Here is a 15,449-nt window from a genome sequence, read left to right as displayed (position 1 = left end):
TTTCTGGAGAAACCCACCCCTACGGATTAATTTTTATGGAATTTATGGTAATAGGGGATGAGTTGATTTAGCTTATTTTTAAGTATCATAATTTTCTGGAGAAACCCACCCCTACGGATTAATTTTTGGGAATTTATGGTGGTGTGGGGGTGGGTTGATTTAGCTTATTTTCAAGTATCGTAATTTTCTGGAGAAACCCACCCCTACGGATTAATTTTTTTGGTTATTAATCACATTTCCTATTCCTTTTATATTAAATTGTTTAGGAAATGAAAATAAATTTTCTGTATAAATTTCATCATTGCACCAATTAAATGGATTATTAAAAATATACTCTCTGATACTATTTAATGATGTTTCATTTCTGATAATGTGTTCATAATATCCTCTTTGCCACACCGGAACACCTTTCATTTGTCGTAACCGATTAATTCTACGGGCTGAAAAAGTTTTTAACGCTCTAATAATTTCAGGTAAACCATGTCTTGTGTGATGTTGATTATCATCTGTTATTTCAATAATTCCATGAATATGATTCGGCATAACAATAAAAGCATCAAGATTGATGTAAGGATAAACTTTTTTTAAATTAAACCAATTAGAATTAACAATTTCACCATACTTATTTAAAAACATTTCTTGATTATCAACAACCCCTAATAAACATTCTTTTTGCCAAATACAAATGGTAACAAAATAGAAACCTTCTTGGCTATAATCATATCCTTTTAAACGAATTGACTGACGATTATGAAAATTAGGATTATATTTCATAGATTTATCAGAAAAATTATATTACAAATTTTATAAATTGAATTGTAGGGGCAGGTTAATCAAATAAGTTATGAGTCTAATCATGAATTAAACTCAACCTGCCCCATACTATTAATTTAACCAAACCTGACCTATACGATTAAATTACAATTTCCATTATTAACCTAAAAAAATCTACCCAATTTCATTAATTATTGTAGGGGCAGGTTTATTAGGTAAGTTATGAATCTAATCATTAATCTAACTCAACCTGCCCCATACCATTAATTTAACTAAACCTACCCCATACTATTAACCTAAAAAAATCTATTAAATTCAATTAATTATTGTAGGTGCAGGTTTATCAAATAAATTATGAATTTAATCATTAATTGAACTAAACCTGCCCCATACTATTAATCTAAAAATCTACTAAATTCAATTAATTATTGTAGGGGCAGGTTTATCAAATAAATTATGAATTTAATCATTAATTTAACTAAACCTGCCCTATACTATTAACCTAAAAAAATCTATCCAATTTGATGAAAATTAAATATCGTAGGGGCAGGTTTACTAGGTAAGTTATGAATCTAATCATTAATCTAACTAAACCTGCTCCATACCATTAATTTAACTAAACCTACCCCATACTATTAATTTAAAAAAATCTATTAAATTCAATTAATTATTGTAGGTGCAGGTTTATCAAATAAATTATGAATCTAATCATTAATTGAACTCAACCTTCCCCATACTATTAATTGAACTCAACCTACCCCATACTATTAATTTAACCAAATCTATTAAATTCAATTAATTATTGTAGGTGCAGATTTATCAAATAAATTATGAATTTAATCATTAATTGAACTAAACCTGCCCCATACTATTAATCTAAAAAATCTACTGGAAGAACTAATTTTGTGCATGAGGGCGGGTTTATATAAATTCTAGAATAAGCCTGAAACTTATAGCTCAAACCCGCCCCTACTATTGTCTATCATTTGACTACTTCATTCCATATCTACCTCATATAATTATCAGGATTTTCTCAGAATAAATAGCTAAATTAATAATAATTGTAGTTCAATGATTTTTTAGCAAAAAAGACTCAAAATGAAGTTTACAGTGAAACAGCAAAACATTTTAAAACTCAAACAATGGAAATTTGATTCATCATCCTTACAAATACGTCTCACAGTAGGTATTGCCCTGTTTTCCGTATTAGGACTAGGCAGTGTCGCATTGTGGACCAGTTGGAAAATGCAGCAATTATTATTAGTTAGTCACAAACATAAGATTGAGCAGATGGCTGAACGTTTTCCTAAAGATGTTGAAATGTATAGCAAAATGTGGTATACGAACAAAAGTTTGCAGAAAGCTATTAATAATTTAACAATTGCTAATGTATTTCTTTGGGTCAAAAATCAGGATGGGGAGATTTTAGCTGAATCACAAGGTTTGCGGAAGGATACTGACCATTTCATTTTAAAGTCTCTCAATGAGATGCCACAAAAATCTTTAGTGCATGAAATGAATGGACGCTATTTTGTTTTATGTAGCGGTCCTCTCACGGTTAATGGCATAAATATTGGTAAGCTTTATGTTGTTTCTGACATTACTCGCGATCGAGAGATGTTAGTGACTATGGTGATGAGTATGAGTATAGCTAGTGTTTTAGCAATAATGGCAGTGACGGTTGCGATTACTATTTATGTTAAGCGTTCCCTCATACCTCTGTGTCAGATTAGTCAACTTGCTGATAATATTAATGCCGATCGTTTAGCTGAAGCAAGGGTTTCTTTGGAAAAAGCTCCCAGTGAGGTGAAGGAGATGGCAAGAACTTTAGATATTATGTTAGGTAGATTGTCTGATTCTTGGGAACAGCAAAGGGAATTTGTCAGTAATGTTTCTCACGAGTTAAGAACTCCTTTGACTATTGTTTCTGGGTATTTGCAGAGTATTTTGAGACGGGGGAATAATTTGACTGAAACTCAGAAGGAGGCTATTTTGGTTGCTTCTGGGGAAGCGCAACGCACGATTGAATTATTGAAACATTTGTTGGAGTTAGCTAGAGCAGATAGTGGTCAAATCCACTTTCATTTAGAGTTAGTAGTTCTGAATGATTTGGTAGCGGAAGTTGTGGAAATGGCAAAGCAATGTAGCGATAGAAAAATTATTTTGAGATTGGGAAATGAGGGTAATATTGTGAATGGAGAAAAAGTATCTAGTCTCGGTAAAGATGTAGTTTGTTCAGGTGTAAATAATTCAGTTTGTTTTGATTTTGACAATTCTAATAAATTATCTTCAGAGATTAATTTGGATGATAATTTTCTGGGTGGTGAGTTAAGTTTAAAATCCAAAAATGTTGGTCAAGTCAAGGAAAGATATGTTGATAAATCTGGAGATTTTTTATCAATTAAAATAACAGCAGACGTAAATCGTCTGAAACAAGTTTTGCTTAATTTAATAGATAATGCTGTTAAATATTCTGACGAAAAGTCTTCTATTATTTTAAATGTTTATACACAAAATAATGAAGCAATAATCCAGGTTTGTGACCAAGGTCAAGGAATTCCTTTGTCACAACAAGCTAAGATTTTTGAACGTTTTTATCGAGGTGATGAAGCAAGAAATCGTGCTGGGAATGGAGCTGGTTTAGGTTTGTCTATTGTCAAAACTTTAGTAGAAGGAATGGGAGGAAATATTCAGGTTTATTCTAAGTTAGAACAAGGAAGTGTATTTACAGTTAAATTACCACTTACTTAAGTCAAAAACCCGGTTTCTTAAAGCAGAAACCCGGTTTCTTAAAGCAGAAACCCGGTTTCTATTGTAGGACTCAAGGGTTTCTATTGTAGGACTCAAAAATAAAGGCAAGTTACAGTTTTTATCTCATAGGTTTTAAAGACAGGCGCGAGCTATAAGAATTGTATCATTAATCTCTTGTGAATTATTGTAAGCATTTCCTGGGTCACGCTGCGCAAAGAACCGTCAGCTTTTAGTTATTAGCTTGAGAAGATAAATTTAATAAATAGTATTAAATCTAGTAGTATTAGTACAATTCAATATTGTTCTCCAAAACTGACCAAGATTGAAGTTTTTGCCAATATTGATTTTATCCTCCAAAGATGGATTCTCTATTAATCAAGGTAAACCTATAGGGAGCAAGATGCTATAATACCTATTCCCTATTCCCTATTCCCTATTCCCTAAAAAAATATAACTAATGAAAATAAATAATACTTATAAACTAAAAGTTAGACTTTTTAAATCATTAGGAAAACTGACACCAATACATATATTAATAATATTAATTAGTTTATTGTGTTTATGGTTAATCTTTGACTTGTCAACCAAAATATTAGCTGAATATTTATGGTTTGAAGAATTAAATTATTTGCCTGTATTAATAACTAAATTACAAACAGAAACTTCAATTTGGATAATTACTTTTTTGATTACAGCCAGCTTTTTTTTAGTAAATTTGAGAATAGCAAATATATTTAAGTATTCAAACAACCAAGATAGTAAAATGGAAATAACTGAAGAAATAATGCTAATTCCTCCAGTTACTATGCCTTCCAGTAAATTGCATATTGAACCATCACTAGGATTAGGTTTATTATTATCTTTTATATTCGGATTAATTTTGTTAGTAGGATTAATTTTAACTCATTATATAGAAATATTTACTAATTATTGGCATCCTGATTTTACACTTGCTAAAGTATCTCCACGAATACCATCAGAATTTAGCATAGACTCAATTTTGCAAATATTAAATCAAATACCATCTAACTCTTGGTTACTAGGATTGTTTATTCTGTTATTTATCGTTGTAATTATTCATCCTGTATTTTGGTTAAGTGTATTTGCCATAATCCTAAGTTTAGTTTTTAGTTTTATTCTTTCGAGTCATTGGGCAAATATATTACAGATATTGAATGCTATACCCTTTAACGAAAAAGAAGATTTATTTAAAATAGATATTAGCTTTTATGTGTTTCAACTTCCAGTTTTACAACTACTACAATTTTGGCTAATTGGATTATTTTTATATGGATTTATTGCTTGCTTACTGATATATTTACTTTCAGGAAAAAGTCTAAATAAAGGTAACTTTTATCAATTTTCTGAACCACAACAAAGACATCTTCATGCTTTAGGTGGAGGCTTAATATTAACCATAGCATTTAGTTACTTTCTCGCTTGTTTTGAATTACTTTACTCTCAACGTGGGGTAATTTATGGTGCTGGTTATACTGATGTCAAAGTTCAGTTTCCTGCTTATTTGTTTTTAGCTATTTTAGCATTATTAATAGCATTATTTCTATTTTGGCAAGCAACTTTTTCAGTCAAAAATATTCAACGTTATATTGAAATAAGTTTATGGTTTATACGTCTAGGTCGTAAAAGAAAAAGAAAGAAAAAATTTAGTGCTAAATTATTTGCCAATAGCTATTCATTAAGAGCCATCTTAACATGGTATTTAACAGTAGCAGTAATTGCTGGTTGGTTAATTCCAAAAATTGCCCAAATGGCAATTGTACAACCTAATGAAATAGAACGAGAAATTCCTTATATTAAACGTAGTATTAAATTTACTAAAAAAGCTTATATTGATGTCGATAAATTAGAAGTAAAACTTTTTGATCCAAATAATAAACTTACCTATACTGACCTAATCAATAATCAATTAATTATTGAAAATATTCGCCTTTGGGATGGAAGACCAATCTTACAAACTAATCGACAATTACAACAAATTCGACCTTACTACGAATTTTTAAATGCTGATATTGACCGTTATACATTTTTGAAAGAAGAGTCAGAGATAACACTAGATAACCCTACAAAAAAACAACAAGTAATTATCGCAGCTAGAGAACTAAACTATGAATCTGTACCTGAACCAGCACAAACTTGGGTCAACCAAAACTTAGTCTATACTCATGGTTATGGTTTTACTATTTCCCCAGTTAATCAAGTTGAAAAAAGTGGATTACCAGAATATTTTGTGAAAAATATCGGACCAGATCCAGCTTTAGAAAAAAATAGCACTTTAGAAGTATCAAATAGGATTAGAAACAGCATTCCTATAGGTAAACCAAGAATTTATTATGGAGAACTTACTAATACTGATGTTATTACTTCTACCGCCGAAAAAGATAGAGAATTAGACTATCCCAGTGGAGAAGCAAACTCTTATAATACTTATGATGGCAGTGGCGGAATTGTGATTGGTAGAGGGTGGAAAAGATGGATATTTGCTAAATATTTGAAGAACTGGAGAATGTTATTTACTGATGAATTTATACCACAAACAAAAGTATTATATCGTCGCAATATTAATGCTAGAGTCCGAGCGATCGCTCCATTTTTACGTTATGATAGTGACCCCTATTTAGTTGTAGCTAATCCTAACTTTAGTAATCAAAATATTGCCCAAACAACTCCTAATCATCTCTACTGGATTATTGATGCTTACACTACAAGTAATCACTATCCTTATTCTGACCCAGAAAATAATGAATTTAATTACATTCGGAACTCAGTAAAAGTTGTAATTGATGCTTATAATGGCTCAATTAAATTCTATGTATCTGACCCCAAAGACCCTATTATTAAAACTTGGAAAAAAGTATTTCCAAATATGTTTAATTCTATAGCAGAAATGCCAACCAGTATTCGTGTTCATATTCGCTATCCATTAGATTTATTTAAAGTACAATCTGAAGTATTATCAACTTATCACATGGATGACCCCCGAGTATTTTATAATCGAGAAGATTTGTGGCGAGTACCTATTGAAATCTATGGTAATCAACAACAAACAGTAGAACCTTATTATCTAATTACAAAATTACCAGAAGAAATCTCAGAAGAATTTATTTTACTTCGACCTTATACTCCAGCAAGTCGTAATAACTTAATTGCTTGGTTAGCTGCTAGATCGGATGGGAAAAATTATGGTAAATTATTGTTATATCAATTCCCTAAACAACGATTAATATACGGTCCAGAACAAGTTGAAGCTTTGATTAATCAAAACCCAGAAATATCACAGCAAATTTCTCTTTGGAATCGTGAAGGTTCAAAAGCGATTCAAGGAAATTTATTAGTAATTCCTATTAATAAATCTTTGCTTTATGTTGAACCTATTTATTTAGAAGCAGAGCAAAATAGCTTGCCAACTTTAGCAAGAGTAATCGTTTCTTATCAAAACCGAGTTGTTATGAAATCTACTCTTGATGAAGCACTTCAAGAAGTTTTTCAGTAAAGAGTAAAGAGTAAAGAGTAGGGGAGTAGGGGAGTAGGGGAGTAGGGGAATAGGGTTGCTAAGAGTTATAGACTTCCGCGAGCAGGATGCTCTATAATAATTCCATCATTACCAAATGAATAGCTGGTAGCTAATAGTTAATAGTTCAGGACTTACGCAACGACCCTAGATATAGTGCTTAAAACTATGGCACTGGTAGTTTTTTACTCTATATTTAGTACCTTTGCGTAAGTCCTGTAGTTAATAGCTGATAACTGTAAAAGTAGTGATATTCTAATGGATATTACTATCAAAGCCGACTTTAAAGGTTATATTTATTATAAAGCCATTTTCAGGTTTAGATGGGGTTTGCTGTTTGTATAACATTCCGTTTGGGCAGCATTCCGCAGGAAAGGAATAACTGGCAGCTAATAGCTTGCTCTTTCCTACTCTCTACTCCCTACTCCCTATTCCCTAAAATAACTGTAATGACAGACTTTTGGAACCAAGTTTTATATCTCGCAGAAACAACTACTTTTAGAGTAGGCAATCAACTCTTAAAAGATTTTGGAAATGTCACAGCAGACGAAAAAGCTGATGGTAGCTTAATTACTAAATCTGATAAATGGGCAGATACAGAAATTAGAGAAGCGATCGCCTCTACTTTTCCCACTCACGGAATATTAACAGAAGAAAGTAATCAGATATTTCCTAATAATGAATGGTGTTGGATAGTCGATCCTTTAGATGGAACTACAAACTTTGCTAAAGGTGTACCTATTTGGGCAATTTGTATAGGATTATTGTATCGAGGTACTCCTATATTTGGTTATGTACATTTGCCTCCATTAGGTCAATCTTATTATGGTTTTTATTATCAGGAAAATAAAAATTATTTAACTAATCCACCTATAAATAGAGCATTTTTAAATCATCGAAAAATTCAGCCAATTAAAGATAAAATTACTGGTAATCATTTATTTAATATTTGCACTAGAAGTACCAAAATTTTACCCCAAATACCAACAAAAATTAGAATGTTAGGAATAGCAAGTTATAATTTTTTACTGGTAGCTGCTGGTGCTTCTATTGCTGGAGTAGAAGCTACACCGAGAATTTGGGATATTACTGCATCTTGGGTAGTTGCAAAAGCAGCAGGAGCAATTTGGATACCATTAGTATCCAGAGATATTTTTCCTTTAACAATAGGCAAAGATTATTTAAGCCATCCCTTTCCTACTTTGGTTGTGGGAAACGAAGAATTAGTTCCCTATTTTTTGCCGATAGTTGAACCGTTAAGAAAATAAAAGGAAGAAAGCAGAAGGCAGAGAGAGGGCAGAAGGAAAAATAAAGTTCATAGTAGGGGCGGGTTTCACAAGTGAGTTAAGGAGTCTTCACCGATAAGTCAGCTCAACCCGCCCCCATGAAATTAATTAAGTTAAGGAGTCTTCACCGATAAGTCAGCTCAACCCGCCCCCCATGATATAGCGCACCCTCTAACGGGGCGGGTTTGTGTAAACCCTAGAGTAGCCATGAAAATTTCTGGTGAAACCCGCCCCTACATATTCCTACTTCCTACTTTTTCAATCTGTCGCACTACAGTTAACGCTGAATAAGACACCCCCGCTGTACCCTCTCCCGGATGAGTCGAATCTCCCACTAACCACAAATCCTGAATAGGTGTTCGATTCGCAATTCCAAAAGGTCCGAAATTTGCCACACGTTGACCAACACCGCCAACAATGCCCTCATCCCGTGCCGTAAATTTCACAAAAGTACGAGGTGTTCCAGCTTCCTGATGAACTATCATTTCTGGTTTTAAATCAAAATATCCACTTAAACGAGCGATCGCTTCTTCTGTATATTTCTGCTTCAACTCCTGATAATCTTTACAATGTCGCCAAATCTGAATATCGGTAAAACTAGAAGCAGTAATTGTCGCTTTACCATCAGGGGCGCGACCGTCTCCCGGATGACTCACCGACACAAACAAAGAATTATTTTCCCCAATAGGGCCGTCATAATCATAGAAAAATTGCAAATGAGGCGGACAATTTTTGGGAATAGCGCTCTCATCAACTCCCAAATAGACCACAAATGCACCCCAGGGAGACGGAAGCTTATCAACTCGGCGTTTGTAACCAGGTATTGGGTGTGAAGTATGGGCTCTATTTTCCTCTGCCACTAATTTCACTAAATTTTGTACAGTGACATTTGCCACAACATGATCAGCAGTTTCTACCCAAGTTTCCCCAGTTTTCTGATTTCTAATTTTCACCCCATTAGCTTTGCCATTATCTGTATATATCTGTTCAACAGTATGACCCATGAATAACTTACCTCCATCTCTTTCTAGAGCTGCAACTAGGCGATCGCTCAAAACCTGCATACTCCCCTCAAGATGATACAAACCTTGAGGAGCTTGAGAAACAGCTAAAGCAGTAGCAGCATAAAGTAAAGCTGTTTCCTCCGTGCCAACTTGAGAATAAAGTTTCAGTTGTAAATCTAAAAAAGTTTTCAACCGCAGATTATCATATAAACCATACAACCGCAACGCATCTGCTACCGTCATTAAAGTAAAAGGCACTGTAATTAAAGTATCCGGACGCAATGCTTTCACTAACTGCCATATATCCCAGATATTTCGCGGAGGCAAAACTGGATCCCGTCCTTGAAACTTCCAACTTGCCTCAAACAGTTTAGTCATTAACTGCCAAAAAGGTTCGCTTCCAGGAAATTGTCGTTGTCTTTCTGACTGCCATTTTTTGGGGTCGCGCCAAACGCTTATAGGTTCAATTTCACCAGGGAGAAATACCGCACAAGCAGGATCGCAATGGGTAGCGTTCGGGATGTCTATTTCCAATTCTGAGAAAATACGGTGATGAATGCCACCAGGTTCCAAACCTGCCACTTGAGTGGCACCAACATCAAAAGTGAAACCCCGTCGTTTGAAAGTTGAAGCACAACCGCCAGGAACAATCGCTTGGTCAAATATCTGGACTTCGTAGCCTCGCTTGGCCAATAATGCTGCTGTAGTGAGGCCACCAATACCCGCGCCACATACCACAATTTTTGATTTTTGTATAGTCTTTTTCAAGGACATGAGATTATATTAACATTTCTTAACTAAATATTAATATAAACTGTCCTTTTAGTTAATGGCAAGGAAATGGGGCTAAATTTCATCTGTGTAGGAAAATTTACTGACAAACCCGAGCTAGAGAAACCAAGCAAAAGAAACCGGGTTTCTGAGTTCTAGTAGTAGACTGACACAGCTAAAATGGTGTATTAGATTGAATTCATGCATTAGACATCTCCAGAAAAGAGGGAACACTTAACAGGGAACAGGAAGAAATAATTGATAATTTATGGATAAGAATTGATTTAATTTTTTATTTTTGGAGATGTCTATTAAGAATTTTCAAGTTAAAAGCTAATGCACTATTTTAGATGAAATAGTCCAGTAAGGTACGTTAGCGGTAGCTTAACGCACCAACGCTCCTTATGTAGTGGACTGTTTCATCTAAAACTGTAAATGAGAAAGGCAGCGTAGGGGAAGGTTTGACCCTAGGGACGTTGCATAACAAAAATGCGTTTCATGTCGAGCAGTGATACGTCCGTACAACGAGTTTTCACCCATTAAGTTAGCTAAACCAGCCCCTAATGATATAGCCAACTTTCCTAGGGGGCGGGTTTATATAAATCTTGAAGTAACCATGAAAATTCTGGGTAAAACCCGCCCCTACTAATGCACTATTTTAGGTGAAACAATCCAGTAGTTAGAGAAACCTGATTTCTGAGTCTTTTTAAGTCTTTCTTATCCTACTTTCCTTCTGCTATATATTAGGAAGACAAAAGCTGATAACTAATAACTAAAAAATGACCTCAACTTTAGTACCATCAACCATCAAATCCCTCAACGCCCCAACTATTCGTCAACTACCCAATGGACTAACCATAATTGCCGAACACCTGCCAGTTGAAGCTGTCAATCTCAATATTTGGCTTAATATTGGTTCTGCCATCGAAACCGAATCCATCAATGGCATGGCCCATTTTCTGGAACATATAATTTTCAAAGGTACTCCCAAACTTCCTAGTGGAGAATTTGAACGTTTAGTCGAACAAAAAGGTGCTGTAATGAACGCTGCCACCAGTCAAGAATACACCCATTTTTACATCACCAGCGCTCCTAAAGACTTTGCTAAATTAGCACCTTTGCAATGGGAAGTGCTACTGAACCCCAGTATTGCTGATGATGATTTTGAAAGAGAGCGCTCTGTTGTACTTGAAGAAATCCGGCGCTCAAATGACAACCTTAATCGTCGTTGTTATCGAAAAGTCATTGAAACTGCCTTTGAAAAATTGCCTTATCGTCGTCAAGTATTAGGGACAGCAGAAATTATTTCTCAACTACAAGCTCAACAAATGCGTGATTTTCACCAAAGTTGCTATCAACCTAATTCTATGACTGCTGCGGTAGTCGGTAATTTACCAGTAGAAGAATTAATTGATATAGTTACAGATTCATTTGCAGAAGCGAACAATGGTAAAAATGTTTCACCAAGATCACCATCACCTAAAATTAACCTTACACCAGAATCACCTTTTACAAAAATAGTCCGCCATGAAGTGGTTGATGACGCTCTTCAACAAGCAAGATTAACCATGATTTGGCGTGTACCTGGGTTAACCCAGTTACAAGAAACTTATGCCTTAGATGTGTTAGCAACTATTTTGAGTCGGGGGAAAACATCTCGTCTAGTGTGTGACTTAAGGGAAGAAAGAGGTTTGGTTTTTTCTATTGGCGTCAGTAATACAAGTTATCGTTATCAAGGTGTTTTCTATATCTCCGCTAGACTGCCAGAACAAAATTTAGCTGAAGTCGAAACAGCGATCGCTCATCACATTCATACTATCCAACAAGAGTCAGTAACAGAAACAGAAATGAAACGTATTCGGACATTGGTAGCGAATAGGTTTATTTTTGCGAATGAGACACCAAGCGATCGCGCAAATTTATATGGTTACTATCAGTCAATGATCGGAGATTTAGGAGCAGCACTCAATTATCCTCAGAATATTCAGGCGCTTGACTCATCAGATATTCAACAAGCAGCATTAAAATATTTATCTGTTAATGCTTACAGGTTAGTAACGTTTGTACCTAAAGTAAGGAGTAGATAGATAATGAATAATGAATAATGAATAATGGGGATGAGCAAGAGAAACCCGGTTTTTTTAAGAAACCGGGTTTCTGAGTCTCGTCGGGCGTGATCGCTAATTTTTGAGAGCGATGAATAACCCACAATGGTTGACACTTACTTAGTCATCTTGAAGACGACTTAAGAGCTTTAGTTGGGGAAAATATTCTATAACCAATAGCTGATAGCTAAAGGTTGAATGCTTACTTAAATACTAAAAACCCTCCACTAAATCCACTACTTTTAACCATAAAAACTCAGCCAAATCCACTACTTTTAACCATGAAAAAACTCAGCCAAATCCACTACTTTTAACCATAAAAAAACTCAGCCAAGTCCACTAATAAAAACCCTTGAGCAGATCAATTATGGCTTGATTTATAGGCTCAAAAAGCTTATATATAAAGGTTTTAGCTTTTTTTACTCCCCCTAAAAAACACACCAGTTTTTGTGTCAAAAAACATGAATCATGTTAATAGAAATTCAAAATTTATTCAATCTTTAAATTTCAGTAAAGTCAATAAAAGAGGGTTGCGGATATTAAAAGAGAAAAGATAGATTGATTTTATAAGGAAATGGTAAATAAATAGAGTATTAATTGTAGATTAGTAAAGAAGCCTAATACATTAGTATTTTATTAAGTTCCCACTTCTTAAACACAGGACTTACGCAGCGGCCCTAGATATAGCGCTTAAAACTATTGTGCAATAGTTTTTTAACTCTACATATAGTACCTTTCTGTAAGTCCTGACAATCAAAATACAATCTACCAGATAAACCAGGCTATGACTACCTCAAAACTTTTGAACAAACTCGCAATGACTGTTGCGGGGACAGCTCTCTTTTCTTTTAGTGGAACAACTATAGCTCAGGCAATTTCTATAACTCCCACTAACAATAGGGAAACTTTAGTAAATGAAATTCTTGGCAGTGGAATCACAGTTGTACCGGATTCTATCATCTATACAGGTGCGGCAGATGCAGTAGGAACTTTTACAGATGGATTATCTTCTGGAATTGGTATTAATGAAGGCATTATTCTGACTACAGGTAAGGCAAAAGATGCAGAAGGTCCTAATAATGCAGATAATACAACTACTAACAATGGATTGTCTGGAGATACTGAGTTGGATAGCTTGATTCCAGGTTACACCACTAATGATGCAACTGTTTTGGAGTTTGACTTTACAACCGAAGGAGGAGATGTTTTCTTCAATTATGTATTTGCTTCTGAAGAATACAACGAATATACTAACACTGAATTTAATGATGTGTTTGGTTTCTTTGTAAATGGAGAGAACATTGCTCTGATTCCAGGTACAGATACTCCAGTTGCAATCAATACAGTTAATGGAGGTGATCCTCTAGGATATGGAGCTAGTAACCAACAGTTCTTTAAAAATAATGACCTCAATGATGGTGGACCGTTTTATGATATAGAATATGACGGTTTTACGACAGTTTTGACTGCACAAGCATTAGGACTAAGTGCTGGAACTCATACTATCAAGTTAGCGATCGCTGATGCAGGAGATTCTGTTCTTGATTCTGCTGTATTTATTCAGGCGAATAGCTTTTCAAATAAACCGCAACCACCTAATGATGTTCCTGAACCTTCCGTACTTATCGGTTTATCTGTTATTGGTTTTGGAGCCACCTTCCTCAAACGTAGAGAAAAAAAAGAAATATTGATAATGGGGATGAGCAAGAGAAACCCAGTTTCTTAAAAAAACCGGGTTTCTGACCTTGATTTTTGCGTACACCCACGGGAGCCATATTCTCAAGACGCGAGCCATATCCTCAGAAACCCCGTTTCTCTAAGAAAGCGGGTTTCTGACCTTGGCTTTTGCGAGGTACACCCACGGGAGCCATATCCTCAAGAAGCGAGCAAGATGCACGGTTCCCGAAAAATCGCACTATTTCCTCTTCCCTATCCTTACTTTCTACTTCCTTCGCTGATAACTGATAACTGATAACTGAAAAGGCTGCCCCAAATAAGATATTATAACTCCTGATTACTATTTCCTATTATCAAAACCTAATATGGAACTCAAAGACTTTCTGGGGACAGACCTTAAATACGACGTAAAAACAATTGCTGATGATGAAAACCTCACTTGCGAGATTCAGGCCATCCTCATTGACCTAAATATGCTTAACCCTCCAATAGATGGTATATTTGGCCCATTAACCACAGCAGCACTTCATCGGTTTCAAGTCCATCAAAAAAGTGGTGAACCAGGATATTTAGGAGAAAAAACCATCAAAAAATTGTTCGATGCCAAAGAAGCAAATATTCCTGCAACTCCAATTGTATTAAAAACGAAAAAAGATACTATTCTTAAGTCTAAACCCCTTCAATCTTCTCAATTAACTGATTTAGAAAAACATCATATTTCTGCTGACCAAGAGTTTGAACTTTTAGCTTATGTTCCAGTTAGGAACCACTTCCGGATTGCTTTTCGTGACCATAAATATAACAATACAGGAGTTTGGTATATCCATGAAAAACACATAGAAATTTATGAAAAAAATCAAATTGTACATCCTAAGTCTAAACCAGAACATATCAGGATTAAAGTTCCCTACAAACCAAAACTAGATGATTGGTATAATCCCGCAGGTTTATCTAATATTACTTCAATCGCTTCATGTTTAGAATTTTTACAGACTAATCGTAAGTCTAATTATGGTAAATTTGAAGACGAACTTTATGAGTATGCTTTAAGTCAAGGTTACAGTCGTCATAATCCATATCATTTAGTGAAAATTGTTAGAGATTATGGATGTCAAGATAATTTTAAAACTAACGCTACTATTGCAGAAATTCAAGACTGGTTATTAGTAGAAAATCCTGTAGTTATACACAGTTATTTTACTTCTTTTGGTCATCTAATTGTTGGTGTTGGTTTTGATAATGAAGGATTATTTATCCATGACCCTTATGGGGAATGGTCTTCTACTGGATATCGTACTGACTTAAGTGGTGCTTATTTACATTATTCTTATAGATTAATTCGTAATATTTGTATGCCAGATGGTAATTTCTGGGTACATTTTATTTCAAAATAAGGGAGTAGGGAGTAGGAAGTAGTAAAAAGTTAAGAGGAATAGTAGATGTAGATTGGGTTGAGGAACGAAACCCAACATCAAGGGAATAGGAAGTAGATGTAGGTTGGGTTGAGGAACGAAACCCAACATCAAGGGAATAGGAAGTAGATGTAGATTGG

The 15,449-nt window shown here is 34.7% G+C and carries 8 protein-coding genes; 6 read left to right on the top strand and 2 right to left on the bottom strand.

All coding sequences use genetic code 11. The features are described from left to right. Positions 1–210: 210 nt before the first annotated feature. Positions 211–774 (bottom strand): transposase, encoded by a 564-nt coding sequence (locus VKJ25_RS10920; RefSeq protein ID WP_324236664.1) that lies wholly within the window; start codon positions 772–774, stop codon positions 211–213. 1,098 nt (positions 775–1,872) lie between these two features. On the opposite strand from VKJ25_RS10920, the gene VKJ25_RS10915 reads away from it, so the two are divergent. The 3 genes from VKJ25_RS10915 (at position 1,873) to VKJ25_RS10905 (ending at position 8,322) form a co-directional block, all read left to right on the top strand. Then, the gene (locus VKJ25_RS10915; protein WP_324236663.1) at positions 1,873–3,525 is read left to right on the top strand and encodes a sensor histidine kinase; all 1,653 of its coding nucleotides are present in this window, start codon (positions 1,873–1,875) and stop codon (positions 3,523–3,525) included. A 457-nt stretch (positions 3,526–3,982) separates the two neighbouring features. Further along, the gene (locus VKJ25_RS10910) at positions 3,983–7,036 is read left to right on the top strand and encodes a UPF0182 family protein (RefSeq protein WP_324236662.1); all 3,054 of its coding nucleotides are present in this window, start codon (positions 3,983–3,985) and stop codon (positions 7,034–7,036) included. A gap of 467 nt (positions 7,037–7,503) precedes the next feature. Next, positions 7,504–8,322: an inositol monophosphatase family protein gene (locus VKJ25_RS10905; protein ID WP_324236661.1), complete on the top strand. Its 819-nt coding sequence runs from the start codon at positions 7,504–7,506 to the stop codon at positions 8,320–8,322. Between the two features lie 251 nt (positions 8,323–8,573). On the opposite strand, the gene crtD is transcribed toward VKJ25_RS10905, so the two are convergent. After that, positions 8,574–10,118, bottom strand: a complete 1,545-nt coding sequence (gene crtD / locus VKJ25_RS10900; protein ID WP_324236660.1) for a C-3',4' desaturase CrtD — start codon at positions 10,116–10,118, stop codon at positions 8,574–8,576. A 776-nt stretch (positions 10,119–10,894) separates the two neighbouring features. Here crtD and VKJ25_RS10895 point away from each other — a divergent pair. The 3 genes from VKJ25_RS10895 (at position 10,895) to VKJ25_RS10885 (ending at position 15,291) form a co-directional block, all read left to right on the top strand. Beyond that, positions 10,895–12,202, top strand: a complete 1,308-nt coding sequence (locus VKJ25_RS10895; RefSeq protein ID WP_324236659.1) for a M16 family metallopeptidase — start codon at positions 10,895–10,897, stop codon at positions 12,200–12,202. Between the two features lie 802 nt (positions 12,203–13,004). Then, the gene (locus VKJ25_RS10890; protein ID WP_324236658.1) at positions 13,005–13,946 is read left to right on the top strand and encodes a choice-of-anchor L family PEP-CTERM protein; all 942 of its coding nucleotides are present in this window, start codon (positions 13,005–13,007) and stop codon (positions 13,944–13,946) included. Between the two features lie 316 nt (positions 13,947–14,262). Further along, positions 14,263–15,291 (top strand): C39 family peptidase, encoded by a 1,029-nt coding sequence (locus tag VKJ25_RS10885; protein WP_324236657.1) that lies wholly within the window; start codon positions 14,263–14,265, stop codon positions 15,289–15,291. Positions 15,292–15,449: the final 158 nt, after the last annotated feature.

Source organism: Okeania sp. (assembly GCF_035285525.1).
Lineage (GTDB): Bacteria > Cyanobacteriota > Cyanobacteriia > Cyanobacteriales > Microcoleaceae > Trichodesmium.
The sequence above is the reverse complement of the archived record's forward strand: the minus strand, read 5'-3'. Positions and strand labels throughout refer to the sequence as shown.